Genomic DNA, 25174 nt, shown 5'->3' with positions numbered 1-25174 from the left:
ACGGCCACCCCTGCTGCGCCTTTGGCACCTCGACCGAGTTCATCCAGAAAAACCCCAACACCTTTGCCGCGCTGTACCGCTCGGTACTCACCGCCGCCGCCATGGCGCGCGACCCGAAAAACCGCGAACTGATCGCCAAGGTGATCGCGCCGCAGGCTTATTTGAACCAGCCGGAAACCGTGCTCACGCAGGTACTGACCGGTCGTTTTGCCGACGGCCTGGGCAACATCAAGACCGTGCCGGATCGCGCCGACTTCGACCCGATCCCGTGGCAGTCGATGGCGGTGTGGATGCTGACGCAGATGAAACGCTGGGGTTATGTCAAGGGCGACATCAACTACAAGCAGATCGCCGAAAAAGTCTTCCTGCTGACCGATGCCAAAAAACGCATGACAGAGCTGGGCCAGAAAGCCCCCGAGGGCGCCTATCCCAAGTTCACCATCATGGGCAAGGTGTTCGACGCAGCCAAACCGGACGAGTACCTCAAGTCCTTTGCGATCAACAAGATGGCCTGAACATGCCCGTGACCGTGCCTTCTGCTCCCGCCATCTGTCATTGCGGGCTCGACCCGCAATCCATGACGGCATACCGCTGCGGAAGGCATGGACCACCCCGAATCGGAGTCCGGGGCAGGCTCCTCGAGTCCGGGGTGACAAGCCCTCACACCGTCGCTAACGGACGCCGCAACCTTCTGATGACACCATGAACTTTTTCAAAACCCTGAACTTCAAGGCCACGCTGGTCTCGGTATTGCTGCTGCTGGTCTTTCTGGCAGCGTGGCAACTCGCCACGCTGCCGGCCACCGGTGGCGCGGCCGGGCCTGCCGTGTCCGCCGAGCAAGCCGAGTATCTGAAGATGCTGGGCAAGGACCCCGGCACGGCCAAAACCGGCGGCTTTCCGACGCCGCTGCAGATGGGCCAGACCGCCTGGCGGCACCTGGCCGACCCGTTTTATGACAACGGCCCCAACGACAAGGGCATTGCCATTCAGCTCGGGCATTCGCTGGCCCGCGTGGGCCTGGGTTTTCTGCTGGCCTGTGTGGTGGCGATTCCGCTGGGCTTCCTGATCGGCATGTCGCCGCTGATGCGCCGCGCGCTCGACCCGTTTATCCAGGTGCTCAAGCCGATCTCGCCGCTGGCCTTGATGCCTTTGGCGCTGTACACCATCAAGGACTCGTCGACCTCGGGCATCTTCGTGATTTTCATCTGCTCGGTCTGGCCCATGCTGATCAACACCGCTTTCGGGGTGTCGGCGGTCAAGCGTGAATGGCTCAACGTCGCCAAGACGCTGGAAGTCGATCCGCTGCGCAAGGCCTTTCTCGTGATCCTGCCGGCCGCTGCGCCGACCATCCTGACCGGCATGCGGATTTCCATGGGCATCGCCTGGCTGGTGATCGTCGCCGCCGAGATGCTGGTGGGCGGCACCGGCATCGGCTACTTTGTCTGGAACGAATGGAACAACCTCTCGCTGACCAACGTGATTTTTGCCATCGTGGTGATTGGTGTGATGGGCATGCTGCTGGACCTGATGTTTGCGCAACTGCAGAAGTGGGTGACCTATGCTGAATAAACCCGCACCCACCAGCGGCGACCGGCCCTTTCTGCAGGTCGAGGGCCTGGCCAAGTCTTACCCCGGCACCAGCGGCCCGGTGTTTGATGAAGTCAACTTCACCATCAACCGTGGCGAGTTTGTCTGCATCATCGGCCACTCGGGCTGCGGCAAAACCACCATTCTCAATGCGCTGGCGGGGCTGGAATCGGCCAGCGCCGGCCACATCTTCATGGACGGCCGCGAGGTGGCCGGCCCCAGCCTGGAGCGCGGCGTGGTGTTTCAGGGCCACGCCCTCATGCCCTGGCTGACCGTGCGCAAAAACATTGCCTTTGCCGTGCGCTCCAAATGGCCGGACTGGACCAACGCGCAAGTCGATACCCATGTGCAGAAATATGTGGACCTGGTGGGCCTGTCAGCCGCCATCGACAAAAAACCGGCGGCCCTGTCGGGCGGCATGAAGCAGCGCGTGGGCATAGCGCGCGCCTTTGCGATAGAACCCAAGATGCTGCTGCTGGACGAGCCTTTTGGCGCGCTGGATGCACTGACACGCGGCACCATCCAGGACGAGCTGCTGGCCATCGTGCGCGAAACGCATCAGACGGTTTTCATGATCACCCACGACGTGGACGAAGCCGTGCTGCTGGCTGACAAGATCCTCTTGATGAGCAACGGCCCACAGGCCCGGGTGGCAGAAATTGTGCGCAACACCATGCCGCGCGACCGCCAGCGTGCCACGGTGCACCACGACCCGCAGTACTACCCGCTGCGCAATCACTTGGTGGACTTTCTGGTGGCGCGCTCCAAAGATTTGTCGCATGGCCGGGCGCCGGCGCACCCACCGATTGTGGAGCCGGGCCGCGGTGCGCTGGCCGACACACCACCCACCGTCACCCTGAAAGCCGTGGCATGAGTACCGAGCAAGCCCGCCCGCCGCTGCCGCCCTTCACGCTGGAAAGCGCGAAAGAAAAAGTGCAAAAGGCCGAAGACGCCTGGAACAGCTGCGACCCCGATCGCGTGGCCCTGGCCTATACCGAAGACTCGGTCTGGCGTAACCGCGCCGACTTTTTTTCGGGCCGGCCCATGATCCGCGAGTTTTTAAAACGCAAGTGGGCCAAAGAGCTGGACTACCGGCTGAAGAAAGAACTCTGGGCCTTTACCGGCAACCGCATATCGGTGCGTTTTGAATACGAATGGCACGACGACGCCGGCTTCTGGTTCCGATCCCACGGCAACGAGCAATGGGAGTTCAGCGAGCTGGGCTTGATGCAACGCCGCGAGGCCAGCATCAACGACGTGCCGATCAAAGAGGCCGACCGCAAATTCCATTGGCCGCGCCCTGTGGCTGTTTAACCCATCACCTTTTTATTACTACCTACAACACGGAGAACAAAGCATGAACCGCAACGACATCACCGAAAAAATCATCACCGTCAAAGTCAGCAAAGGCATCACCTGGGAGTCGGTCGCCAAAAAGGTCGGCCTGAGCAAAGAGTGGACAACCGCAGGCTGCCTGGGCCAGATGACCTTCGACGACAAACAGGCCAAGATCATCGGCAAAATTTTTGGCCTGAACGCCGAAGAGCAGAAGTGGCTGCAGGTTGTGCCCTACAAAGGCTCATTGCCCACGCCCGTGCCGACCGACCCGCTGATTTACCGCTGGTACGAAATTGTCAGCGTGTACGGCACCACGATCAAGGAGCTGATCCACGAAGAGTTCGGTGACGGCATCATGAGCGCGATTGATTTTTCGATGGACATCGTGCGCACGCCCGACCCCAAAGGTGACCGCGTGAATGTGGTGTTGTCGGGCAAATTTTTGCCGTACAAGCAGTATTGATGCGGGGAGCCGGGGTGCCACCGGGCACTCTGGCGTATCGCAGGGATACTTGCCTAGAGACCTCTAACCCGGCAAGCAAGAAGAAGCAGGCCGAAACCAATAATCCACGACCAGATCGCAATGGGTGCGCCCAGGCGGACCACACCAAACTGCGCGAGCAGCGCAACAATAAACAGCACCAGAGAAATCACCCACACGACGAAGGTTGGGGCTTTGCCGGAGAAATTGCGCATGGTGGATTCCTTGTTGGTGTTGAATGGACCAACTCGATTGTGGGACTGGCAGTCTGCCGGTTATGGCGAAAGGCGCAACGTCTGACATCTTTGCGAGGCACGCGGCTACGTGGCAGATGCTTTAAGCGACCTGCTCTGGCGTTGGGGTGTGGGTCTAGCGTAGACGTAACCGGCGACCGCTGACCGAATGTGTTGACGATCATGTTCAACGGCAAGCTCACTTGGTTACTCCCCACGCAGACCATATGAGAATGCTGGCCACAAGTGTCCAATTGCCGCGACGGCAAATTTGCTTGCCTTCGTCTGAGAACGCATCGCCACTTCCCACCGACCATGCGACCCCCGAGAGAATGACGCGTTCGCCAGGCGACTTGCGTCTTTCGGGGTCAAGAAGGTGTGAGCCGACGACGATACCGAGGTACCAGTAGTACAGTCCGCATACCGTGCCCGCGATAAATAGCAGTGTGGAGAGGAGCACGGTCTTTTTGCCGCCTAACGTGTGAGCTCAGCCGCGTGCCGTAGGCACGTCGGCTGCAGCGAATGGTTAGGCCTCAGATCCACCTGCGAACCCTCCGCCTGTACTCGACAAATTCATTGCCAAACCTCCCCTCCAGTACCTGCTCCTCGGGAATGATTTGAAACCGCGTAATGTAGGCAACGAACGCGATGGGACCAAGAAGGGCAGGTAGCGACCACAGATAGGTGCCGTAGGCGAGCAACAATAGAACCAAACTGACGTACATTGGATTGCGCGTCAGTCGGTAGACGCCACTTGTCACCAGCGCGGATACGCTCTCAGGCTTGACCGGATTGGCAGTAGTCTTGGCCCGCCTCAGTGCGAGATAGCCCGCGGCGACGAAAGCAAGTCCCAAGAGCGCGCCTAGAGAGGTAGCGAAGAGACGCAGGCCATCATTGGCGCCAGATGCAGGCGCGGTGCGCGCAAGGGCCCACATGGCAATTGCCGCTGCTATGGCGACTACGGGCGGTGGAATCTTCGTATCGAGCATCAGCAGGCGCTTCCTCTGAGGCCTAACGTTGGCGCTGTCTGGCGCGCAGCCAGCGCCGCGAAGCGGCATTCTGCGGCTGCGCGTCCGCGACGAGCAACCTGTTAGCCGTCGCATGAGGCGGTTTGAGTGTGGTTTGGGTGTAGTCCATTGCTCAGGGTTTGACAGTTACCAGATGGCCGGTGATTGTAGAAATTCGAGCGCCAACGACCGATGCGTCATTCCGGTCTGTGACTTGACCGACCTCAATCGCCCGGCCTCCGGTAAGGCGAATTGTGACGAACCAGTTAAGTGGTCCTTCCTGGTTCCTTGGTTGGTGCAGTTCGATCACTTCGATTGCGGCGAATGTGCCCACAGTTCTCGAATGTTGAATGACCCGGCCTGTGGCCTTCTCGAAGATGGTTCGAGTCATTCCACAGCTCAGTTCCAAACGCTCGGGCGACTCCTGCTCGATGTCGATGAAGCGTGTGCCGACTGCATATCGAAAAAGGCGACGGGCGTGTGCGAACATGGTTTGCGCGGGCTAACGTTGGAGGCCAGGCGGCGCCGTAGGCGATCGCCGCTGGGCCGACCTGTTAGACCTCAATGCGCCGGGTTGTGCAGAACTACTCATTGGAGTTCCGCCGCGAAATCAACGCTCTAGCTACAAGCGCTCCAACGACGCGCAGCACCAGTAGGTAGGCGATGGCAGCCGCCACAAACATCCACTGGCCGCCCAGCGCCTGCTTTACTGGCTCATACGCCAGACCGAAGAGAAGCATGCCGACGGCGTACACAACGAACTGAGGGCTGGGGGATTTCATTGAGGTCTAACGTTGGACTTGACCGGCGCACAAGCCAAGTGCGACCGAAGGGAGGAAGCGCACATGTGCGTCCGCGTCGAAGGAGTTGTTAGAGCTCAAGTTCACGCGCCTCTTCTCCGCTACCTCAGTGCCGAACGCAGGATTAACAAGACCCAGCTCACTGCGAGGACGATCAAGGACCAAAATCGGACCAGTGACAGCCGCTTGAATAGAGAGCTTCCTGCGATGACGTGCAACCGCCAAATTGAAACGATGGTGGCCCCGAGGATCGGCAAACCCTGTGTCAGTGCGAGATACAGGGAGAGCCACCATGGGGCTTGATGTATGGATCCAGCAAACACCGTCATCAGCAGCGCCATGACGCAGAAGAAGATCTGCGACAAAACCGCAGCGGTGTACTTCAAGGATCGGACGGCGGCTCCCCTCGCCGGCGCTGGCCTGATTGGTTCCATGAGCTCTAACGCTGGAAGTAAGCGGACGCCGCAGGCGGTCCGCTTTTGACTGACCGGTTAAGGCTGGGAATGCACTTCATCGAGGCCATGACTTGTAGGAAAGCCCTGTACCTAAGTCTGGGTTGAAGATGACCTGGTAGCTGCGCTCCCGATTGCAACCAGTCAATGACCATCTCTCAACTAGACGAACCACACCATTTTGAAGCGCCGCGCTTTCCACGAGAGAGACTGCTATTTTGGCTGGCTCCGGACAATTCTCATAAAACGAGAAGCTGCGCCGGAGGTCTTCTTCCGCGATGCCCTTCCAGACGTCGGCCCCAGAACTTGGCTGAGCATGCAATGAGCCTGCTGTGACACATAGAAGGGGCAAGGCAAGTTTGCGTAAGAGCATGGCGGCGCTAGCCTTAACGTTGGACTTGACCGGTGGCTGGGAAGCGAGCGAGCTCAGCGCATGCAAGCACCCGGACGTCCGCGTCGAAGGACCTGTTAGGCAGCATGCCCCATGTCCTAGGTGGTTCTGAGGATCGGTAGAAAAAACCGAACCTCATGGCTTGCACATCCCACCCAGCTCGCACGCCGCCCAGAAAGCTCCCAGACAGATGACAGCTGCGACTGCGCAATAAACACCGCCAACTACGATCTTCGAAAGAGCGCCAGCGGTCGAAGTACGCAGAAGAGCTCTGACTCCGAGGTAATGAAAAGCGAGGAATCCACATAGCCCAGCAGCGTTTGCCAAAATCTCACCAGCTTGACCTCGCACCATGAACACAGGAGTCAATGCGAGCGGGCCCCAAAGAGGCGCAGCCAAGTACAGGATGTCTTTCAGGGATACGTCTTGAGTTCTGTCACGCACTTTGTGCTGCCTAACGTGTGAGCTAAGCGGCCTGCCGTAGGCAGGTCCGCTTGAGCGAAAGGTTGGGCGTCATCCTTGTCCTACTTCGGGTATCGCTCGAATTCAGGAAATTCCAAGATGTGTTTCATCCAACTGAGCCTTTCAGCCGTCTGTACTTGCACTGTCGGTGGTAGAGCCTCAGGTTGGTCAAGGGTTGAGGACTGGATGTCGACAAGTCCAGGGAGCACACCTGCGTTGCGGTAGAACAACCCGCTCCCGCAGTCGGGGCAGAAACTGCGCATTGCGGTACCTGACGAGTTAATCGTTTTTGGTTGCCCTTTCGTCAGCGTCAAGGCAGTTTCCCGAAACATCGCCCAAGCGACCATCGGCGCGCCCGCACTTCGACGGCAGTCGCTGCAATGGCACAAGGAAACGACCTTTGGTTCCCCCGAAAGTTGATAGCAAATTGCGCCACAGAGGCACTGGCCGGAATAGGGCATAACAGAAGCTCCTTAGAGGTATTCAATCTTCAATCGAGCAAGCACCGCATGCTAGCCTTGAATCCAGGGAGCGAGGAACTCCTTGCGGCCTCAAGTGACGAGGATCTTGTGACGCCCAACGTGAAGATGACCGGACCACAACAACTTGCGGCGGAGCCGCCTCCTGCTCTTGTGGGTCCGTGTCGATTGTCATGTTATCGCTCAATGCGGCTCAACTTCCGCGCTGTTTGGCCTGCAAGCCGCGCTGCAAGGGCTGTGACTGCCTTGTACGCCAGCCAAAAAGGCAGACCAGTCAGCACGAGGAAGATGCTCCACAAGACGTAGAGGTCGGGACGGGCGAATTGCGCGACATATTCGACACCGCTGGACACCGAGCAAGCTCCAGTCGCCCGCACGTAGATGCCTCCAGCGTCTAAGCAGGAGTCGATCTCAAGAAACATGGCCAATTGCGAGGCGACCACGGTAGCAACGAGCAATCCGACGACGGCAGCAAATGCGCGAATCATGAGGGATAACGTAATGTATGCCGCAAAACCTGCGGTATAACTTGGCGGCTGCGGTATAACTTGGACATGAAATCCTCCTGGAAGGGCCGCCAGCATTGGCTTTGCGGGAAATTGGGACAGATTTATACAGGTATAAATGAAGTCACCAAACCCGGCAGTGATTGCCAGCGAATTCTAGGTCTCTATCGCATTCGGGCCACCCCCCAATCGAAGTAGGTGTGGCTTTTTAGCGCCACTGCCTGGCGCACCCGCCTTCAGCCGTCTCACCCCCACCAAAGCAAAATGCCCCAATGAACTCCCTAGACGGCATCCGCATCCTCGACCTCTCCCGCGTGCTTGCGGGCCCCTGGTGTACCCAGACGCTGGCCGACTGGGCGCTGACGTCATCAAGATCAGTTGATTGAACAGACCTTGTCTAGCGGCACAAGGGCCTCCAGCAGAGTTGCCTTTTCTTTTATATGCACGCCGCGTGAGGCGTCAGATACCCTCAGGATGTTGCGTGAGCCCATCGCCGATAGACCACCACGAAGCCTTTGAGTCCACATAAGCATGTGATTCGACTTGAGCCGCAATAGGCTCAGCCAGCAGCCCGGCGCGGATGCGAACGACGCCGGGCAACGAGCTCCGTTCACTGAGCACCGGCGAGCCACAGATTGAGCAGAAGGCTCTGGTCTTGCCAGACGATGACGCGTAGCGATGCAACAGGTCCAGCCCCGACAGAAACTTCAGCTTTACCGTTTCTACCGCAATATTGGCGCCAAAGGCACTGCCTTGTGCCCGCCGGCACTGGCTGCAATGGCATATCTCGATGCGCGCGAGTTCACCTTCGATGGTGAAACGAACGCCCTCGCAAAGACAAGAACCGTGATGCTGAGTGGTCATGACTGTCGAAGCTCCGGAGTGGAACCGCCGTGTGGTTGTTCCAGCAAATTCTAGGGCGGCACCACCGGCCAGCTATCGCGCTGGCGACTCGCCTGCGGCCACCGCCGGCACCGTTCATCGCATCAAGCCACACCAAGGCAAAATGCCCCCATGAACTCCCTAGACGGCATCCGCATCCTCGACCTCTCCCGCGTGCTCGCGGGCCCCTGGTGTACCCAGACTCTGGCTGACCTGGGGGCTGATGTCATCAAGATTGAACGCCCCGGCACCGGGGACGACACGCGCACCTGGGGGCCGCCGTTTTTGCAGGACGGTGCGGGCGCCGACACGGCAGAAGCCGCTTATTACCTGGGCACGAACCGTAACAAGCGCTCGCTTACCTGTGACATTGCCAAGCCCGAGGGCGCTGCGCTGATCCGCGAGCTGGTGGCGCATTGCGATGTGTTTGTCGAGAACTTCAAGGTCGGCGACATGGCGCGTTATGGGCTGGACTATGCCTCGCTCAAGCTGCTGAACCCCAAACTGGTGTATTGCTCGGTCACCGGCTTCGGCCAGACCGGGCCTTATGCCGAACGTGCGGGGTATGACTACGCCATCCAGGGCATGGGCGGGCTGATGAGTGTGACGGGTGAGCGGGATGACCTGGGTGGCGGCCCGCAAAAAGTGGGCGTGGCGGTGGCTGACCTGATGACCGGCATGTACGCCACCGTCGGCATTCTGGCCGCGCTGCGCCATGCCGAAAAAACCGGCGAAGGGCAGCAGGTGGACATGGCGCTGCTGGACACGCAGGTGGCCATGCTGGCCAACCTGGGTGCCAACTATTTGGTCAGCGGCAAGGTGCCGGGGCGCGCGGGCAATGCGCACCAGAACATCGTGCCCTACCAGGTGTTTGAGGTGGCGCCTGCTCTTGACGGCAGCAAAGATCATTTGATACTTGCCGTGGGCAACGACAGCCAGTACGCCAAGTTTTGCGCGGTGGCGGGCCGGCCCGAGCTGGCGAGTGATGCGCAGTACGCCAAGAACCGCGACCGGGTGCGCAACCGCGCGGTGCTGGTGCCGATTCTGGAGGCCGTCATGCTGACGCGCCGCAAGGCCGACTGGCTGGCGGCGCTGGAAGCGGCCAAGGTGCCTTGCGGCGCCATCAACCACCTGGGTGAGGTGTTTGCCGACCCGCAGGTGAACGAACGCGGCATGGTCACGCATTGGGAGCACCCGGTTAAAAGTGGCTTGCGCCTGGTGTCCAGCCCGATCAAACTCAGTGGCACGCCGGTGCGCGCACCGGGCAGTGGCGGGCTGCCACCGCCGCTGCTGGGCCAGCACACTGACGAGGTGTTACGCAGTGTGTTGAACTACTCTGACGCGCAACTGTCTGACCTGAAACACAAAGAGGTGATCTGATGGCCAATTTTGTTCTGGTGCATGGCGCCTGGCACGGCGGCTGGTGCTGGCAACGGGTAACTTCCTTGTTGCAGCAGCAGGGCCACCGGGTGCACGCCGTCACGCTGACCGGCCTGGGCGAGCGTGCGCATTTGCTGTCACCCGCGATCACGCTGGACACCCACATTGACGACGTGATCAGCGCCATTGAGGTGGAAGAGTTGCACGACGTGGTGCTGGCCGTGCATTCTTACGCCGGCATGATTGGCACGGCGGTGGCTGACCGCTTGGGCAAACACCTGAAGCATCTGGTGTATGTGGATGCGGTGCTTCCCAAGCCCGGTGAAAGCTGGAGCAGCACACAATCTGCCGCCACGCAGCAACAGCGCCTGTCGGCGGCGCAGGCCACGACCCGCTTCAGCTTTCCGCCGCCCGACCCGGAAGTGTTTGGCCTGCATGACGCCGACCACGCCTGGGTCAAGCGCCGGCAGACGCCGCACCCCGGCAACACTTACCAGGCGCCTTTGACTTTTGATGTGCAACGTGTGGCGGCCATCCCGCGCACCTTTGTCAATTGCACGCAGCCGGCGCTGGGCACCATAGAACCGAGCCGGCTGCGCGCCAAAGACGCCAAATTCTGGGACGGTGCCTGGTTGCCCAACTCGAAAATTATCGAGATCAAGACCGGTCACGACCCGATGATCAGCGAACCCGCCGCGCTGACCAAAATTTTGCTGGACTGCGCCGCATGAAAAACACGCAACCCACGCTGCACCGCCGCCAGTTCACAGCCGCGCTGGCGGGCGGGCTGCTGTTGCCCACGCTTGCGCTGGCCAAAGACACGGCGCTGCCGATTCCCGCCTCGTTGCCGGGCGCCGCACAAACCGCCGCCGCCAAAAAAGAACCGCTGGTGATATTGGTCAGCCTGCCCGGTTGCCCGTATTGCGAAGTGGTGCGGCGCAACTACCTGCTGCCGGCGCGCACCGAGGCGGGCCTGCACGCCTGGCAGCTCAACATCAGCGACAAAACCACGCCGCTGGTCGGCTTTGATGGCAAGGCCACCACAGCCGCGGTGCAGATTGCCGCATGGAAAGCCGGCTTTACGCCCACCGTGCTGTTTTTCGGCCCGCAGGGGCAGGAACTGGCCGAAAGGCTGGTGGGCCTGGGCTCCAACGACTTCTATGGTGCCTATCTGGATGACCGCCTGGCCACCGCGCGCAAGGCTCTGGGGCGCACCGCCTGAGCAGCCCCGGCCCCCAGCCCGCAGCATGACCGACCGCGAAGCCTCTACCGAGGCCAAAGCAGACTTTGTCCGCGCGACGCTGGATCGGCTCTGAGCTGCTTCCCGGAGGCGCAAGCTACGCCAGACATTTGCTCTCTTTTTGATAGCTGCTTGCGCATATCCAGCAAGGGCTGAAGGCCTTTTTTCTACCAAGCCAACACCAGCGGAGCTCTCATAACGCTCCGAATCGGCTATCGTTTTTCAATTCACCACTGTCCATCAGCAGATCTGTTGGTGAATGGGTACTGGACAGGGTAAAGAAAAAAGTGCTTCCTATGCCCGCCTGGGACTCTGCCCATATGCGTCCGCCGTGCCGCGCGATCACCCGGCTCACTGTGGCAAGTCCCACGCCAGTACCGGGAAACTCTTCGGCCGAGTGGAGCCGCTGAAACGCGCCGAATAGTTTGTCGGCATAGGCCATGTCGAAGCCGGCGCCATTGTCAGAAACAAAAAATACTGTCTCGCCCGCTCCTGTCTGGTGGTGTCCCACGGCAATTTTGGCGACGTCGCGCTGCGAGGTGAATTTCCAGGCGTTGCCCAGCAAATTCTCCATCACCACAAAAAACAGACCCGCGTCAGCGTTGATCATCAGCCCGGGCTCAACGTTGATGGCTGCTTTCCGACCGGGGTCTCGTGCCGTGAGGTCAGACAACACCGCATCGGCGATTTCGCTCAGATCAACCGGTACGGCCTGCAGGGAGTTGCGCGAAACCTGTGCCAGCGCAAGCAGGCTTTCAATCAGTTGCCCCATGTGGGCGACGCCGTGACGAATCCGGGACATGTATTGCTGAACTTTCGGATTGCCATCTGCGTCAAGTTGCTTGGCGAGCAAACGGCTGAACCCGTCGATGGTGCTCAGAGGCGCACGCAGATCATGGGAAACGGAATAGGAAAATGCCTCCAGCTCCCGGTTGGACAGCCGCAACGCGGACTCGATGGCCTTGATATCCGTGATATCGGTATCCATGCCTATCCAGCAGGTAATTTCCCCACGGGCATCCAGTACAGGCGACGCCCTGTAGGCCAGCACATGGTATTTGCCATCCACTGCGCTCACCCGGCGAATACCCGAAAACACCTTGCCGTTTTGCCAGACGAGCTTCCATTTCTCCATCATGTCGGCTACATCCTCGGGGTGAACCACCTGCATCCACTCATTCCCGTAGCCCGTGGGAGCGGACCCGCCCACGAGCTGATACCAGAACCGGTTCAGGTAGGTGACCTCGCCTTTGGTGTTGACAATCCACATCACCTGCGGCGCCTGGTCGGCGGCAGCACGAAAAAGTGCCTCCTGTCGCGCCAGGGCCTCTGTACCGTCCACCACCTTGAGCTCAAGTTTGGTATTGAGGTCTGTGATCTCTTCCAGCAACTTGACGTTTTCCATGGCCGCCGAGGCAATCTGGACCAGTTGCTCCAACACATATTGGTCCTGCGCGCTGAACTCACCTTCGCATTTTTCAGTCAGTTCCAGCAGGCCAACGCTTTCCCCGTGGCGGTTTTTCAGCGGCACCGCGAGCCATCCGCGCATGGCTGGTCGATGGTCCTGCTTTTTTGCCAGAGCGGGCCAGAGCGGGTGGGCATGCAGCTCGGCCTGGGTCAATCGAATTGCGCCATGGCCGGCTAAAACCAGGGCATCCACAACTGTGCCGGTGTCGCCTTGTGCCGCCTCGTCCACCTTGGCCCGCCAGTTCGCGTACTCGTCAGACAGTGACGCGCTCGCGACGGCCTTGATCGAACGGTCGCCCGGCAACAGCCTGACGAAACACTGGTTGGCCCCGGCCACAGTTCTGGCCTGGCCGGCGAGCTCTGCAATCATGCCTTCCAGTGTCTGGTGTTGTGTGATGGCCTGCGCCGCGATGGTTGCACGCTGCATGGCAAGTATGTACCCCTGCTCACGTTTTTCCCCCTGTTTGCGCGCTGTGATGTCCCGGACAATGACCAGGATCTGCGTTTCCAGCAGCGGCACCAGCCTGGCCTCGCAATGAGCGACCTCGCCCCCGAACAACGTTGAATACTCCAGGCTTACCGGGGAGTTTGTCGCAATGACGCCTCGAACGCCGTCCATCATCTGATCGGCAACATCGGCAAACAAGCTGTCCTGAATCTGTTTTCCGACAAGGTCCAGCCGCCGGGGCGCCAGCCCGTCACTGGTACCCGCCTTGACGTCAAGAATAAGGCCCTGATGATCCAGGCGAAGCACCAGGTCTGGCACAGCCTGAAAAACGGCCCGCATTTCGGAGTTCGCGTCCAGCAGTTCCTGGGAGCTCAATTCAAGTGAGTGCTCCAGCATCCCGCGATCATCATCGAACCCCTCGTAGGCGTCGTTGACGCCGTTGACGAATGCCTGCCACTCCGCCGGGATGTTGGCCGGGTCGCCGAAGTGGCGTTTGAGTTGGCGTTTGAGCAGGCTGTGCATCACATGCAGGCTATCGCTCTGAGAGAGTGGTAATGGTCATTGTCTGATTGTGCAGTTCGCATTTGGCACCGGGCGTGAACGGGGAAATTTCACCATAGGAATAAAAACCAGCCAGCATCGCCCCGCTTCCGAGAATCTCGCTGACTGCCTCCACTTCCTCTTCAACACGCTGCTTGAGCACCAGTTTTCGCCCCACACAACTTATCAGAATCGCCAGTTCAGGAACAACGGAACCCATGGATTCGGCGTTGGCCCTGGCCGCGCCGGCCGCACCGTCAATCAGCCGGTCAAAGTTCGCTTTCATCAGGCGCGCGTAAGCGCCTTGGGGCACGTCGCCAGCGAAGGTCAGGCTCTGCGCGCTTTCATCAACCGCCAGGATGGTCCGGACCACAGGAGCTTCGCCGGGCCGGGCACGCACACTGAGCGGAAACAGAAGGCCGGTGGCAGGCAATCCGTCGGCATGGTCTCCCAGATACTGCTTGTACAGCCCGAGCGCGGAACGCCCATCAAGTTCATACAGGACGTTGGCCTCTGAACGGGTAATGAGCCGTTCAGGGCCGAAAGAATCCCACCCGCCCAGCGAGCCTATGCCCACTTTCAGGCGACTGCCGTACAGGCCCAAAGCGGCAATCGAATCTTTTTCCGGCACGCCGTCCCGGAAGACCCGTGTTTCACCAAAGCGGGCGCCATCACCGGCCAAGCCGCCGGTCATGGTCACGCCTTCGGGCAAGTGGCGCATCACACCGGAAACAAAATCACTGCCATTGACCTTCAGCCCATCGGTTAGCACCAGCACGTGCGCCAGTTTTTCCTCCACACCGGTAGACGGGTCGGCAAGTGTTTGCGGCAAGTTCCGTGCAATCCATTCGCCGGCCTGAAAACTGTCAGGGACCAGCGCCAGGTTGACTTCCACGCTGCGCAGGAGGGTGTGCTCAAAATGCACTGCCGTGACCACCAGCGAATCGTCAAAGACACTGGTGCCGCAGATTTCGCCTGCCGTGGAGCACCCAAGAAGGCAGGCCGCTGGGTAGTCTTTACGGATCGCCGCAACAAGTTCCGGTTTTTGCAGGGCGGCTGGCGCACCAAACACCAGGACCAGTTGTGCGGAGGCGCCGAGCGAGGCTGCGCCCGTCATCCAACCGAGCTGCTCAGTCCAATGTCTTTGTTCGGTTTTCATGAAGGCTACAGGTGGTTACATTTGGTTGCGAGATTCTCAAGATAACACCGCACAGGCGATACATCCTGCTCATTCATAGAGGTAAACCCGCCCTATCAGGCGTCAGCGCTGCTGTGCGCCTCTATCGGCGCCCAGGCGCGGCGATCCAGCAAGCTTTGAACAAGGTAGAGCCCGTGGATTGAGTTGATCGCTCCCGCTCCCCCGAAGACTGCAGAGAGCCTATTTCATCGCGCCAAACACCCGCCTGAGGATCGCGCTGCCCGTACCCACAGGGTCTTGCCGTATCTTTTTTTCTTCTTCACCAATGATCAGGTACAGGCCGTCCAGCGACTTGCCGGTGACGTATTGCTGGATGTTGGCATCTTCCTTTTTGACCAGACCAAAACCGGCGGCCTTGCCGGCGAACTCGTTGTATTTGTTGGCCAGACCCACCTTCTCGGTGGCCTTGGTGACCACCGGCAAAAACTTTTCGCCCAGAGGCATGCGGGTTTTTTCGGCGAAGAAATTGGTGACCGATGTCTCGCCGCCTTGCAGGATGTTTTTGGCGTCGTTGACGTTCATGTTGCGCACGGCGCTTACCAGCAGGTCTTTGCCCATGGGTATGGCGGCCTCGGCGGCGCGGTTGATGGAAGTGACCAGCTCGTCAATGCGTTTGCCCTGACCAAAATTTTTCAGCAGTTTCGACGCGTCTTCGAGGTAACCGGGCAAGGGAATGCGAACTTTCGGGTTGCCCAGGAATCCATCTGTTTTGCCCAGCAGCGCGACAGCGGCCAATGCGCCTTTTTCGAGCGCGGTTTTCAGGCCGCTGGACGCTTCTGCGTTGGTCAGGTCGCCCAGGGACAAGGCCTCGGCATGGCGGTAGGTGGCCAGCAGCATCAGGCCCAAGGCGCTGATACCGGCCTGGTTAAAATTGCGACGCAGCATAGAAAGCCTTCACGATGAGTTTTATTTCAAATGCAGTATGCCGGATGGTTCTGGCCTTTTCCCTGGTGCTGGGCATGCTTGGTGCACTGTCCGCTTGCGGCGGCGCGCAGGCCGCGCCCGAGTCGACCTTCGTGCTGCTTGACGGCAGCAAGCAGGGAACGGCCGACATGAAAGGCAAGGTCACGCTGGTCAATTTCTGGGCGACGAGCTGCGTGACCTGCGTGGCCGAGATGCCGAAAATCATCTCGACCTACGATAAATACAAAAGCCGGGGTTACGACACGCTGGCTGTGGCCATGGGTTACGACCCGCCAAGTTACGTGGTCAACTTCGCCCAAACCCGCAAGTTGCCCTTCAAGGTCGCCATCGACAACACTGGCGCCGTGGCCAAGGCCTGGGGCGATGTCACGCTCACACCGACCACCTACCTGGTGAACAAACGCGGCGAAATCGTCAAACGTTATGTGGGCGAGCCGGATTTTGCGGCCTTGCACCTGCTGATTGAAAAGCTGTTGGCCGAAAGTTGAGACGGCGGGCCCTGGTCGCTTGCCCAGTAGCGCTGAACATTTGCCTGGCATTGGCGCCTTGCGCCAAAAGGGGCTGGATTCTTTCGAATCCAGCCCCTTTTTATTTGTCCTTGCGCGAGCTCTTTTTACTGCGGATAGGCCTCGATGCCGATGATCAGTTTGATTTCATCACCAATGGCGGGCACACCGAATTTCATGCCCCAGTCGGTGCGCTTGAAGGACGTTTGCGCGTCAGCGCCGCACATGGGCTTCTTGCTGAAGGGGTGGGGCCCACACTTGAATGAGGTGACATTGAGCTTGACCGGCTTGGTAACGCCAAGCATGGTCAGCGTGCCGTCAACGCTTTCGACGTCATCACCCTTGAAGTTGAACTTGGTTGACTTGAAAACAATTTCCGGAAACTCGGCGCTGTTGAAGAAATCGGGGGAACGCAGGTGCTCGTCCCGGGAGCGCGTGCCGTCTGCACGTTTGGCGTCTCCGGTGCTGATGGAAGCGGTGGCGATCTTGGCTTCGAGCGAACCAGTCTTGGCCGCCTGATCCAGCGTGATGGTACCTGCCATCTTGTCAAAGCGGCCGTAGGTGGTGCTCATGCCGAGGTGGTTGACGGTGAAGGTGGGATACGAATGCAATGGGTCGATAACGTAAGTAACAGGTGCAGCCATGGCGGACAGCGGCAACAGGCAACTCAACAAGACAATAGAAAGACGGGACATGGGGTTGACTCCTCTTGATGGGACAGGGGTGATGACACGAAACAATCCACTCATGTGGACGATGAACCCGCAGTAAACCAGGCGAGGGTCACTGCAAGCAACATGGGGACGAGCGCCGCCAGGGCGCACAAGAAAGCGGCAAGCCAGACTGGCTTTTTGCCGGCTGGCACCAAGCGCGTAGCCCAGGGAACCGCCAGCGTTGGGAGCAGGCAATACCAAGGCAACGCACCAGTGAACACTGACAACAGTCCAACAAGGCCGGCCACCACAGTGGCGGGCAAGGCAAGCGTCCAGCCGGTTGGCGCGTATTTGCCGGTCATCATTTGTATCAGAAGCGCTGCGCCGGCACCCGCGCCTACAGCGATCCCGACTTGTGCCAGAGAAGCGGAGGCGCTGAGCAGGGCCAACACGCCACTGCACAGCCCGAGCACCAGGGCAGCAGAGGCGGCGCGAACAGAATCATTGCCCAGTCGGTTGCCAGACTCGACCAGTGCCATCATGTAAATGACCGCGCCTGCACCGGCCAACAACGCGGGCATCCATTCAAGCTGCTGCAGCAAGCGGGAAACAACCCATATCGCAGCAGCTGCAGCGGCCAAGGCCAGCGCCGCCCGAATTGCCGGCTGTGCCGCAAGGCTGGCAGCCTCAATGACAAGCACCAGTGCCGTGGCAATACCCCCGCACAGGATCATCTTGCGGACGGAAGTCAGGGAATCAAAGGAAAACCCGAGCGCCAGATACACGACGGTTAAAAAGCCCGCGCCTATAGCCAGGCCGAGCAGCCTGGTTCGATGCAAAAGCACCGCAGCGACCAGCGCCACAACAAACGGCGCCACACCTGCCTGTACGGCAGGATTGTTCAGTAATTCATTCATTTTTAGTTCCGCTTTCTCCAATTCCCGTGATTCGCCCCGGGCCTGCCCTCTTTTTGTCCTACATAGGTTCGATTCCAGCCGGAAAGTTCTGCCGCTATCTGAATCTCTAGGGAAATCACCGATAAGTTTGGCCCCGCCTGGACTTTAAGGCCTCCGCGCAGGCTGATCCTCTCAGGTCGGCCATGAGCCGGGCACCCTGCCGCAGCGGCAATTATTGAATGTGGGGTCCACCTGTTTTGGGCATTGCGCGCTACGCCGTCGGGCTGTTGTGGTTTGGCCGGCCGCGGGCGATTATCGGTATAGTCCTTACTCCACCAGCTTTGCCCAGCCACCCATTGCCGCCCCCTGACACACAGTTCATCACGCCGGACACCACGGTTCTGCTGGAGGCTACCCGGGAGATCTTTCGGGAATACGCAGCGCAGCTTGGGGTTGACCTGTGCTTCCAGAACTTCGATGCCGAACTGGCCGGCCTGCCCGGCGACTACGCCGCGCCCAAGGGCTGCCTGCTGCTGGCCATGGTGGATGGGCAGCTTGCAGGCTGCTGCGCGATGCGCCCGCTGGAGACCGTGGACTACCCGAATGCCTGCGAGATGAAGCGCCTGTTTGTGCGGCAGGGCTTTCGCCACCTGGGTCTGGGCAGGCAACTGGCCGAAGCCATTCTGGATGCGGCGCGGGTAGCGGGCTACCACAGCGTCTTGCTGGACACACTGGATGACATGGAAGCAGCGCGCGCCCTGTATGAGGATTTGGGCTTTTACGACATCCCGCCCTACTACCATAATCCGATAGCGGGCGCTCACTACCTGAAGGTGGATCTGGCATAAAAATGCCTCGCGGCCCTTGCGTACCGGGCGTAAGCAGCTACTTTTTTGATAGCGGTTTTGACCCGCACCCAAGCGGCCCACCTAGCAAACAGCAAGCAAAAAGCCGCAGGCCCTGCGGCCTGCGGCTTTTTGCGGCGATGAAGCGGGGGGGGCGGCTCAGGCCTTGGCTTGCGCCAGCATGGTGGCACCGTCGCTGACCTCAAATTTGCCCGGCGCCTCAACGTTCAGGGCGGCTACCTTGCCGTCTTTGACCAGCATGGAATAGCGGTTGCTGCGCAGGCCCATGCCACGCGCAGTCAGATCCAGCGTCAGGCCGGTGGCCTTGGTGAAGTCGGCACTGCCATCTGCCAGCATGCGGACTTTGGTGCCGGTCTTCTGGTCGCGTGCCCAGGCGCCCATGACAAAAGCGTCGTTGACACTGACGCACCAGATTTCATCGACGCCGGCGGCTTTGAGTTCGTCAAATTTCTCAACGTAGCCGGGCACATGTTTGGCCGAGCAGGTGGGTGTGTAGGCACCGGGAAGGGCGAACAGGGCAATCGTCTTGCCAGCTGCGGCCTTGGCCACATCGACCGGGTTCGGGCCGAGGCTGCAACCGTTGCCTTCCACCTCGGAAAATTCCATCAGGGTTGCGGCGGGAAGTGTGTCGCCTACTTTGATCATGTGTGCTCCTCAGGGGTTGGTAAAAAATCGGGCAGACCGCATTTTCAACGATTGTCCAAAGTCTTTCAGAGCCGGGGACAAAAACAAAAGCGGCCCACACAGTGGGCCGCTTTTGATGACTGCAAGGTCAAAGTCTGGAAAGACTTAAACGATGGCAGCTTTTTCCAGCAACTTGGTCACGACCCAGTTTTTGGTCTTGGAGATCGGACGGCTCTCGGTGATCTCGATCAGGTCGCCGGTCTTGTACTCGCCCTTCTCGTCGTGGGCGTGGTACTTGCTCGACAGCGAGACAATCTTGCCGTACAGCTCGTGCTTGACGCGACGCTCAACCAGCACCGTGACGGTTTTGGCGCGTTTGTCGCTGACCACGCGGCCAACCAGGGTGCGCTTGAGGGATTTTTTAACTTCCGTCATTATTTCGCTCCTTCGCGGGCGTTGGTCTCGGCCAGAATGGTCTTGGCACGAGCGATGTCACGGCGTGCGGAGCGCAGCGTGGCGGTGTTGGTGAGTTGTTGCGTGGCTTTTTGCATGCGCAGGCCGAAGTGGGCCTTTTGCAGCTCTTTGACTTCGGTTTTCAGGCCGGCAACGTCTTTTTTGCGCAGATCAGCGGATTTGGTCATGTTCATTTCCCCTTACTGGCCAATCATGCGGCTGACGAAGGTGGTGCGCAGCGGCAGCTTGGCAGACGCCAGGCGGAACGCTTCGCGGGCCAGCTCTTCAGGCACACCGACGATTTCAAAAACGATTTTGCCGGGCTGGATTTCAGCCACGTAGTACTCTGGATTGCCTTTACCGTTACCCATACGCACTTCAGCAGGCTTTTGGGAAATCGGCTTGTCCGGGAAGACACGGATCCAGATACGGCCGCCACGTTTGACGTGACGGGAAATCGCACGACGTGCGGCTTCAATTTGACGGGCCGTCAAGCGGCCACGGTCGGTGCATTTGAGACCGAAGTCACCGAACGCCACCGAGTTGCCTCGGGTGGCGATGCCGGTGTTACGGCCTTTTTGCTCTTTGCGGTATTTTCTGCGAGCGGGTTGCAGCATTTGTATTCTCCGTAGTTAGACCGATTACTCGGTCTTGGCACCGTCAGCTGCTGCAGCTGGCGCGGCTTTGCGGACGCGCTTAACGGTGGTTTTCGGGGCGTCGCTACCAGGGGTAGCTTCTGCCGGTTTGTCGCTGCCATCTGCAGGGGCCGTGTTCACACCGCCGACAGCGCCACGCGCTGGGCGTGCGGCTCCACGGGGTGCGGACGGACGGTCCGTGCGGTCACCAGGACGGGCGTCACGGCGTGGGCCGCGAGGCTTGCGTTCTTCGTCGGAAGGTGCGGCATCCAGACGGGCGCCCGGCGAATCGCCGCGGCCCAGGGTGTCGCCCTTGTAGACCCAGACCTTGACGCCAATCACACCATAGGTGGTCTTGGCTTCAGAGGTGCCGTAGTCGATGTCGGCGCGCAGGGTGTGAAGGGGCACGCGACCTTCGCGGTACCACTCGCAACGTGCGATTTCAATGCCATTGAGACGGCCGGACGACATGATCTTGATGCCCAGGGCACCCAGACGCATGGCGTTTTGCATGGCGCGCTTCATCGCACGGCGGAACATGATGCGTTTTTCAAGCTGCTGGGTGATGCTGTCTGCGATCAGCTTGGCATCAATTTCAGGCTTGCGAACTTCTTCAATGTTCACTGCGACCGGCACGCCCAGCTGGCGGCTCAGTTCTTTCTTGAGGTTCTCGATGTCCTCGCCTTTTTTGCCGATCACAACGCCCGGACGTGCCGAGAAAATCGTGATGCGTGCATTTTTGGCGGGGCGCTCGATCAGAACGCGCGACACCGCGGCGTTCTTCAGCTTGGCCTTGAGGTACTCGCGAACCTTGATGTCTTCCGCCAGCATGCCGGCGAAGTCCTTGTTGCTGGCGTACCAGCGGCTTGACCAGTTGCGGCTAATCGCAAGGCGGAACCCGGTTGGGTTGATTTTTTGTCCCATATCCTGTCTGCCTTCTTAATTGCCAACCACAACGTACACATGGCACGTCGGCTTGCTGATACGGTTGCCGCGGCCCTTGGCGCGTGCCGAGAAACGCTTGAGCGTGGTGCCTTGTTCGACGTAGATGGTTTTCACCTTCAACTCGTCGATGTCGGCGCCATCGTTGTGTTCAGCGTTGGCAATGGCCGACTCAACCACCTTCTTGATGATCCCTGCAGCTTTTTTCTGCGTGAAGTTCAGGATGTTGAGCGCTTGATCCACTTTTTTACCGCGGATCAGATCAGCGACCAGACGGCCTTTGTCGACCGACAGACGAACGCCCCGGAGGGTTGCACGTGTTTCCATGGTCTTTCCTTACTTTCTCACAACTTTTTTGTCAGCCGGATGACCTTTGAAAGTCCGGGTGAGTGCAAACTCGCCCAGCTTGTGGCCAACCATTTGATCGGTGATGTAGACCGGGACGTGCTGCTTGCCGTTGTGGACGGCGATCGTCAGACCGATGAACTCGGGCAGGATCATGGAGCGGCGTGACCAGGTCTTGATCGGCTTTTTGTCTTTATTGGTAACGGCTTTATCAGCCTTGGCTACCAAGTGGTGGTCGACAAAGGGACCTTTTTTGAGTGAACGTGTCATGGCTTAACCTTACTTCTTGCGACGCGAAACAATCATCACTTGCGTGCGCTTGTTGTTGCGGGTGCGGTAGCCTTTGGTCAGGTTACCCCATGGATCGACAGGATGGCGACCTTCGCCGGTCTTGCCTTCGCCGCCACCGTGTGGGTGATCGACCGGGTTCATGACCACACCGCGAACGGTCGGGCGAATACCCATCCAGCGCTTGACACCGGCCTTGCCCAGACGGCGCAGGCTGTGCTCTTCGTTGGCGACCTCGCCGATCGTGGCGCGGCACTCGATGTGGATCTTGCGAACCTCACCAGAGCGCATGCGGACCTGGGCGTAAATGCCTTCGCGGGCCAGCAGCGTTGCAGATGTACCGGCAGAGCGTGCGATTTGCGCGCCTTTGCCAATTTGCATCTCGATGCAGTGAATCGTCGAGCCAACCGGGATGTTGCGGATCGGCAGGGTGTTACCGACACGGATCGGGGCTTCCGCACCGCTGACCAGCGTGGCGCCGACTTCAAGGCCACGCGGGGCGATGATGTAGGCACGCTCGCCGTCGGCGTAGCAGATCAGCGCAATGTGGGCTGTGCGGTTGGGGTCGTACTCGATACGCTCGACCTTGGCCGGAACGCCGTCCTTGTTGCGCTTGAAGTCAACGACACGGTAGTGGTGCTTGTGACCGCCGCCTTTGTGACGCGTGGTGATGTGCCCGTTGTTGTTACGGCCGGCCTTCTGGAATTGTGGCTCCAGCAGCGGCGCGTAAGGCTCACCTTTGTGCAGGTGGTCCCGGGAAATCTTCACCATGCCGCGCATACCCGGCGAGGTGGGTTTCATTTTAATGACAGCCATGATTACGCAGCCTCCCCACCGATGTTCAGCTCTTGACCAGGCTTCAGCGTCACATAGGCCTTGCGAATGTTGTCGCGGCGGCCAGTGCCCTTGCCAAAACGCTTGGTTTTGCCTTTTTGGTTCAGTACCGATACGGCCTTGACGTCCACCTTGAACATCAATTCCACGGCGGCCTTGATCTCAGGTTTGGTAGCGTCCTGCAGCACCTTGAACAGCACTGCGTTGGATTTGTCCGCGACCATGGTGGCTTTTTCAGACACGATGGGAGCGACCAGCACCTGCATCAGGCGGCCTTCGTCAAATTTTGGTTTGGTGACTTTGGTGTCAACTTTGGCGTTGGTGGCGCTCATGCAAACATCTCCTTGAGTTTGTCCATGGCAGCCTTGGTGACCAGAACCTTTTTGTAGTGCACCAGCGACAGCGGGTCGGCATAGCGGGGCTCAACCACAAGAATGTTCACCAGATTGCGTGAAGCCAGGTACAGGTTTTCATCAACCTCGTCAGCGATGACCAGCACCGATTTGAGGTTCATGGCCTTGAACTTGTCCGCCAGGACTTTTGTCTTGGGCGAGTCCACGGTCAGCGAATCAACCACAGCCAGACGGCCTTCACGGGCCAGCTGGGAGAAGATGGAGGCCATGCCGGCGCGGTACATCTTCTTGTTGATTTTGTGCGTGAAATTTTCATCCGGCATGTTCGGGAAAATACGACCACCGCCACGCCACAGCGGGGAGGATGTCATACCGGCACGAGCGCGGCCAGTACCCTTTTGCTTGAACGGCTTTTTCGTCGAGTGCTTGACCTGCTCACGGTCTTTTTGTGCACGCGTTCCCTGGCGGGCATTGGCCTGGAAGGCCACGACCACCTGGTGAATCAGGCTTTCGTTGTATTCGCGACCAAACACGGTATCAGGCACATCCACTTTGGACGCGGCCAGACCCTGGTCGTTCAGGAGTTCGACTTGCATCAGTTCGCTCCTTTTGCGGCGGCAACGGGTTTGGCCTTGATGGCGGCGCGAACCGTCACAAAACCACCTTTGGAACCAGGCACTGCGCCACGGATCATCAACAGCTGACGGGCTTCGTCGATGCGCACGATGTCGAGGTTTTGTGTGGTTTTGGTGACATCACCGAGGTGACCCGTCATGCGTTTACCAGGAAACACGCGACCGGGGTCCTGCGCCATACCGATGGAGCCGGGCACGTTGTGCGAACGGCTGTTACCGTGCGACGCGCGCTGCGAGCTCATCTTGTGACGCTTGATGGTGCCGGCAAAGCCTTTACCAATGGACGTGCCCTGCACGTCCACCTTTTGGCCCACAGCAAAAATATCAGCGGCGGGCACAACAGCGCCCGCAGCATATTTGCCTGCGACGTCAGCGGTCACGCGGAATTCTTTCAGGATTTCACCGGCTTCAACGCCTGCTTTCGCAAGGTGGCCAGCGGCTGGCTTGGTGATACGCGACGCTTTGCGCGCACCAAATGCCACTTGAAGGGCATCGTAGCCGTCGTTTGCTTGGGTTTTCACCTGGGTCACGCGGTTGTTAGACACATCTACCACTGTGACAGGAACAGTATCCCCATCATCAGTGAACAGACGCATCATGCCCACCTTGCGGCCCAGCAACCCTAGGGAGTTGCTCAGACTCATGCTTTTCTTTCGTAACTTCCACCGCTGCGACTTCAATTGGCCGCAGACGTTTTGATGTGAAAGACAGTTAATAAAACCGCCCCGGACCTGGCAATGCCAGCTCAGGACAGCCCAAGAGTATAGCGCGGACTTGGCCCATTGGCAAATCCGCGCCGAATCCCGGTCTTTTTGAGGCCCGGCTTTCGCCGAAACCCCGATTTCTTCTTACTGCAGCTTGATTTCGACGTCCACACCGGCAGGCAGATCGAGCTTCATCAGGGCGTCAACGGTTTTGTCCGTCGGGTCGACGATGTCCATCAGGCGCTGGTGCGTGCGGATTTCGAGCTGGTCGCGGCTCGTCTTGTTGACGTGGGGCGAACGCAGGATGTCAAAGCGCTTCATGCGGGTTGGCAGGGGCACGGGGCCCTTGACAATCGCGCCGGTGCGTTTGGCGGTATCAACAATTTCAGCTGCCGACTGGTCGATCAGCTTGTAGTCAAACGCTTTGAGGCGGATGCGGATTTTTTGCTTGGTGGCCATGGTAATTCCTTAAGTATTTGCAGAATTACGCAATGATCTTGGCCACGACACCGGCGCCGACGGTTTTGCCGCCCTCGCGGATGGCGAAACGCAGACCCTCTTCCATCGCGATCGGGTTGATCAGCTTGACGGTGATCGACACGTTATCGCCTGGCATGACCATTTC

Annotated in this window: 35 protein-coding genes and 1 pseudogene; 11 read left to right on the top strand and 25 right to left on the bottom strand. The window is 59.3% G+C overall.

Annotated elements, in window-relative coordinates; translation table 11 throughout:
- From Q8L50_RS01535 to cynS, 5 genes are all read left to right on the top strand, one after another.
- A partial coding sequence (locus Q8L50_RS01535) for an ABC transporter substrate-binding protein (RefSeq protein ID WP_305346881.1) occupies nucleotides 1-515 on the top strand: 515 nt, incomplete at its 5' end.
- A gap of 187 nt (nucleotides 516-702) precedes the next feature.
- Complete coding sequence (gene ntrB / locus Q8L50_RS01530) at nucleotides 703-1569, top strand: nitrate ABC transporter permease (RefSeq protein ID WP_305346880.1); 867 nt, start codon at nucleotides 703-705, stop codon at nucleotides 1567-1569.
- Nucleotides 1559-2461, top strand: a complete 903-nt coding sequence (locus tag Q8L50_RS01525; RefSeq protein WP_305346879.1) for an ABC transporter ATP-binding protein — start codon at nucleotides 1559-1561, stop codon at nucleotides 2459-2461. Before ntrB ends, Q8L50_RS01525 begins: the two co-directional genes overlap by 11 nt.
- Entirely contained in the window at nucleotides 2458-2901 is a 444-nt protein-coding gene (locus Q8L50_RS01520) for a nuclear transport factor 2 family protein (protein WP_305346878.1), read from the top strand. Before Q8L50_RS01525 ends, Q8L50_RS01520 begins: the two co-directional genes overlap by 4 nt.
- A 43-nt stretch (nucleotides 2902-2944) precedes the next feature.
- Entirely contained in the window at nucleotides 2945-3388 is a 444-nt protein-coding gene (gene cynS, locus Q8L50_RS01515; protein ID WP_305346877.1) for a cyanase, read from the top strand.
- A gap of 53 nt (nucleotides 3389-3441) precedes the next feature.
- Here the strand turns inward: cynS and Q8L50_RS01510 are convergent, their stop codons facing one another.
- From Q8L50_RS01510 to Q8L50_RS01490, 6 genes are all read right to left on the bottom strand, one after another.
- Nucleotides 3442-3621: a hypothetical protein gene (locus Q8L50_RS01510; protein WP_305346876.1), complete on the bottom strand. Its 180-nt coding sequence runs from the start codon at nucleotides 3619-3621 to the stop codon at nucleotides 3442-3444.
- 551 nt (nucleotides 3622-4172) lie between these two features.
- Nucleotides 4173-4628 carry an isoprenylcysteine carboxylmethyltransferase family protein gene (locus Q8L50_RS01505; RefSeq protein WP_305346875.1) on the bottom strand — a complete coding sequence of 152 codons (456 nt, stop codon included), beginning with the start codon at nucleotides 4626-4628 and terminating at the stop codon, nucleotides 4173-4175.
- 151 nt (nucleotides 4629-4779) lie between these two features.
- Complete coding sequence (locus tag Q8L50_RS01500; RefSeq protein ID WP_305346874.1) at nucleotides 4780-5136, bottom strand: hypothetical protein; 357 nt, start codon at nucleotides 5134-5136, stop codon at nucleotides 4780-4782.
- A 411-nt stretch (nucleotides 5137-5547) separates the two neighbouring features.
- Entirely contained in the window at nucleotides 5548-5832 is a 285-nt protein-coding gene (locus Q8L50_RS01495) for a hypothetical protein (RefSeq protein ID WP_305346873.1), read from the bottom strand.
- 981 nt (nucleotides 5833-6813) lie between these two features.
- Nucleotides 6814-7212: a GFA family protein gene (locus Q8L50_RS18915; RefSeq protein ID WP_370869711.1), complete on the bottom strand. Its 399-nt coding sequence runs from the start codon at nucleotides 7210-7212 to the stop codon at nucleotides 6814-6816.
- A gap of 194 nt (nucleotides 7213-7406) precedes the next feature.
- Nucleotides 7407-7718 carry a hypothetical protein gene (locus Q8L50_RS01490; RefSeq protein ID WP_305346872.1) on the bottom strand — a complete coding sequence of 104 codons (312 nt, stop codon included), beginning with the start codon at nucleotides 7716-7718 and terminating at the stop codon, nucleotides 7407-7409.
- Nucleotides 7719-8008: 290 nt separating this feature from the next.
- On the opposite strand from Q8L50_RS01490, the gene Q8L50_RS01485 reads away from it, so the two are divergent.
- A complete protein-coding gene (locus Q8L50_RS01485; RefSeq protein ID WP_305346871.1) occupies nucleotides 8009-8122 on the top strand; it encodes a CoA transferase in 114 nt (37 codons plus the stop codon).
- A gap of 73 nt (nucleotides 8123-8195) precedes the next feature.
- Here Q8L50_RS01485 and Q8L50_RS01480 read toward each other — a convergent pair whose 3' ends face one another.
- Nucleotides 8196-8600 (bottom strand): GFA family protein, encoded by a 405-nt coding sequence (locus Q8L50_RS01480; RefSeq protein WP_305346870.1) that lies wholly within the window; start codon nucleotides 8598-8600, stop codon nucleotides 8196-8198.
- Between the two features lie 150 nt (nucleotides 8601-8750).
- Here Q8L50_RS01480 and Q8L50_RS01475 point away from each other — a divergent pair, with 150 nt between their 5' ends.
- The 3 genes from Q8L50_RS01475 to Q8L50_RS01465 are packed head-to-tail and all read left to right on the top strand — an operon-like array spanning nucleotide 8751 to nucleotide 11220.
- Nucleotides 8751-9998: a CaiB/BaiF CoA-transferase family protein gene (locus Q8L50_RS01475; protein ID WP_305346869.1), complete on the top strand. Its 1248-nt coding sequence runs from the start codon at nucleotides 8751-8753 to the stop codon at nucleotides 9996-9998.
- Nucleotides 9998-10729: an alpha/beta fold hydrolase gene (locus Q8L50_RS01470; protein ID WP_305346868.1), complete on the top strand. Its 732-nt coding sequence runs from the start codon at nucleotides 9998-10000 to the stop codon at nucleotides 10727-10729. Before Q8L50_RS01475 ends, Q8L50_RS01470 begins: the two co-directional genes overlap by 1 nt.
- Nucleotides 10726-11220, top strand: coding sequence for a thioredoxin family protein (locus Q8L50_RS01465; protein WP_305346867.1), 495 nt, complete (start codon nucleotides 10726-10728; stop codon nucleotides 11218-11220). Before Q8L50_RS01470 ends, Q8L50_RS01465 begins: the two co-directional genes overlap by 4 nt.
- 211 nt (nucleotides 11221-11431) lie before the next feature.
- Here the strand turns inward: Q8L50_RS01465 and Q8L50_RS01460 are convergent, their stop codons facing one another.
- From Q8L50_RS01460 to Q8L50_RS01450, 3 genes are all read right to left on the bottom strand, one after another.
- Nucleotides 11432-13675, bottom strand: a complete 2244-nt coding sequence (locus Q8L50_RS01460) for a PAS domain-containing protein (RefSeq protein ID WP_305346883.1) — start codon at nucleotides 13673-13675, stop codon at nucleotides 11432-11434.
- A 10-nt stretch (nucleotides 13676-13685) separates the two neighbouring features.
- On the bottom strand, nucleotides 13686-14852 hold the full coding sequence (locus tag Q8L50_RS01455) for an FIST signal transduction protein (protein WP_305346866.1): 1167 nt from the start codon (nucleotides 14850-14852) through the stop codon (nucleotides 13686-13688).
- 219 nt (nucleotides 14853-15071) lie between these two features.
- On the bottom strand, nucleotides 15072-15776 hold the full coding sequence (locus Q8L50_RS01450; RefSeq protein ID WP_305346865.1) for a DUF4197 domain-containing protein: 705 nt from the start codon (nucleotides 15774-15776) through the stop codon (nucleotides 15072-15074).
- Between the two features lie 74 nt (nucleotides 15777-15850).
- Between Q8L50_RS01450 and Q8L50_RS01445 the strand changes: the two genes are divergently transcribed.
- Nucleotides 15851-16303 carry a TlpA disulfide reductase family protein gene (locus tag Q8L50_RS01445; RefSeq protein ID WP_305346882.1) on the top strand — a complete coding sequence of 151 codons (453 nt, stop codon included), beginning with the start codon at nucleotides 15851-15853 and terminating at the stop codon, nucleotides 16301-16303.
- A 125-nt stretch (nucleotides 16304-16428) separates the two neighbouring features.
- Here Q8L50_RS01445 and Q8L50_RS01440 read toward each other — a convergent pair whose 3' ends face one another.
- Entirely contained in the window at nucleotides 16429-17016 is a 588-nt protein-coding gene (locus tag Q8L50_RS01440) for a YceI family protein (RefSeq protein WP_305346864.1), read from the bottom strand.
- 50 nt (nucleotides 17017-17066) lie between these two features.
- Nucleotides 17067-17891 (bottom strand): hypothetical protein, encoded by an 825-nt coding sequence (locus Q8L50_RS01435; protein WP_305346863.1) that lies wholly within the window; start codon nucleotides 17889-17891, stop codon nucleotides 17067-17069.
- 335 nt (nucleotides 17892-18226) lie between these two features.
- Between Q8L50_RS01435 and Q8L50_RS01430 the strand changes: the two genes are divergently transcribed.
- Entirely contained in the window at nucleotides 18227-18718 is a 492-nt protein-coding gene (locus Q8L50_RS01430; protein WP_305346862.1) for a GNAT family N-acetyltransferase, read from the top strand.
- A gap of 156 nt (nucleotides 18719-18874) precedes the next feature.
- Here the strand turns inward: Q8L50_RS01430 and Q8L50_RS01425 are convergent, their stop codons facing one another.
- The 13 genes and pseudogenes from Q8L50_RS01425 to Q8L50_RS01365 form a co-directional block, all read right to left on the bottom strand.
- A complete protein-coding gene (locus tag Q8L50_RS01425; RefSeq protein ID WP_305346861.1) occupies nucleotides 18875-19381 on the bottom strand; it encodes a peroxiredoxin in 507 nt (168 codons plus the stop codon).
- 144 nt (nucleotides 19382-19525) lie between these two features.
- Complete coding sequence (gene rpsQ, locus Q8L50_RS01420; protein ID WP_305346860.1) at nucleotides 19526-19795, bottom strand: 30S ribosomal protein S17; 270 nt, start codon at nucleotides 19793-19795, stop codon at nucleotides 19526-19528.
- On the bottom strand, nucleotides 19795-20001 hold the full coding sequence (gene rpmC, locus Q8L50_RS01415; protein ID WP_305346859.1) for a 50S ribosomal protein L29: 207 nt from the start codon (nucleotides 19999-20001) through the stop codon (nucleotides 19795-19797). The genes rpsQ and rpmC overlap by 1 nt, the downstream gene beginning before the upstream one ends.
- Nucleotides 20002-20013: 12 nt before the next feature.
- Entirely contained in the window at nucleotides 20014-20430 is a 417-nt protein-coding gene (gene rplP / locus Q8L50_RS01410; RefSeq protein WP_077593716.1) for a 50S ribosomal protein L16, read from the bottom strand.
- 24 nt (nucleotides 20431-20454) lie between these two features.
- A complete protein-coding gene (gene rpsC, locus Q8L50_RS01405; protein ID WP_305346858.1) occupies nucleotides 20455-21372 on the bottom strand; it encodes a 30S ribosomal protein S3 in 918 nt (305 codons plus the stop codon).
- 15 nt (nucleotides 21373-21387) lie between these two features.
- Nucleotides 21388-21717: a 50S ribosomal protein L22 gene (rplV, locus tag Q8L50_RS01400; protein ID WP_077593714.1), complete on the bottom strand. Its 330-nt coding sequence runs from the start codon at nucleotides 21715-21717 to the stop codon at nucleotides 21388-21390.
- Between the two features lie 9 nt (nucleotides 21718-21726).
- The gene (gene rpsS, locus Q8L50_RS01395; RefSeq protein WP_007866503.1) at nucleotides 21727-22005 is read right to left on the bottom strand and encodes a 30S ribosomal protein S19; all 279 of its coding nucleotides are present in this window, start codon (nucleotides 22003-22005) and stop codon (nucleotides 21727-21729) included.
- A gap of 9 nt (nucleotides 22006-22014) precedes the next feature.
- Nucleotides 22015-22839 (bottom strand): 50S ribosomal protein L2, encoded by an 825-nt coding sequence (gene rplB / locus Q8L50_RS01390; RefSeq protein ID WP_305346857.1) that lies wholly within the window; start codon nucleotides 22837-22839, stop codon nucleotides 22015-22017.
- A 2-nt stretch (nucleotides 22840-22841) separates the two neighbouring features.
- Complete coding sequence (rplW, locus tag Q8L50_RS01385; protein WP_305346856.1) at nucleotides 22842-23189, bottom strand: 50S ribosomal protein L23; 348 nt, start codon at nucleotides 23187-23189, stop codon at nucleotides 22842-22844.
- Entirely contained in the window at nucleotides 23186-23806 is a 621-nt protein-coding gene (rplD, locus tag Q8L50_RS01380) for a 50S ribosomal protein L4 (protein ID WP_305346855.1), read from the bottom strand. The genes rplW and rplD overlap by 4 nt, the downstream gene beginning before the upstream one ends.
- Entirely contained in the window at nucleotides 23806-24489 is a 684-nt protein-coding gene (gene rplC, locus Q8L50_RS01375) for a 50S ribosomal protein L3 (protein ID WP_305346854.1), read from the bottom strand. Before rplC ends, rplD begins: the two co-directional genes overlap by 1 nt.
- A 204-nt stretch (nucleotides 24490-24693) precedes the next feature.
- Nucleotides 24694-25008 carry a 30S ribosomal protein S10 gene (rpsJ, locus tag Q8L50_RS01370; RefSeq protein WP_007838118.1) on the bottom strand — a complete coding sequence of 105 codons (315 nt, stop codon included), beginning with the start codon at nucleotides 25006-25008 and terminating at the stop codon, nucleotides 24694-24696.
- A gap of 25 nt (nucleotides 25009-25033) precedes the next feature.
- A pseudogene (locus Q8L50_RS01365) lies at nucleotides 25034-25174 on the bottom strand (elongation factor Tu); the annotation flags it as partial.

The sequence above is a fragment of the Polaromonas sp. genome (genome assembly GCF_030680935.1).
Taxonomy (GTDB): domain Bacteria; phylum Pseudomonadota; class Gammaproteobacteria; order Burkholderiales; family Burkholderiaceae_C; genus Polaromonas.
The sequence above is the reverse complement of the archived record's forward strand: the minus strand, read 5'-3'. Positions and strand labels throughout refer to the sequence as shown.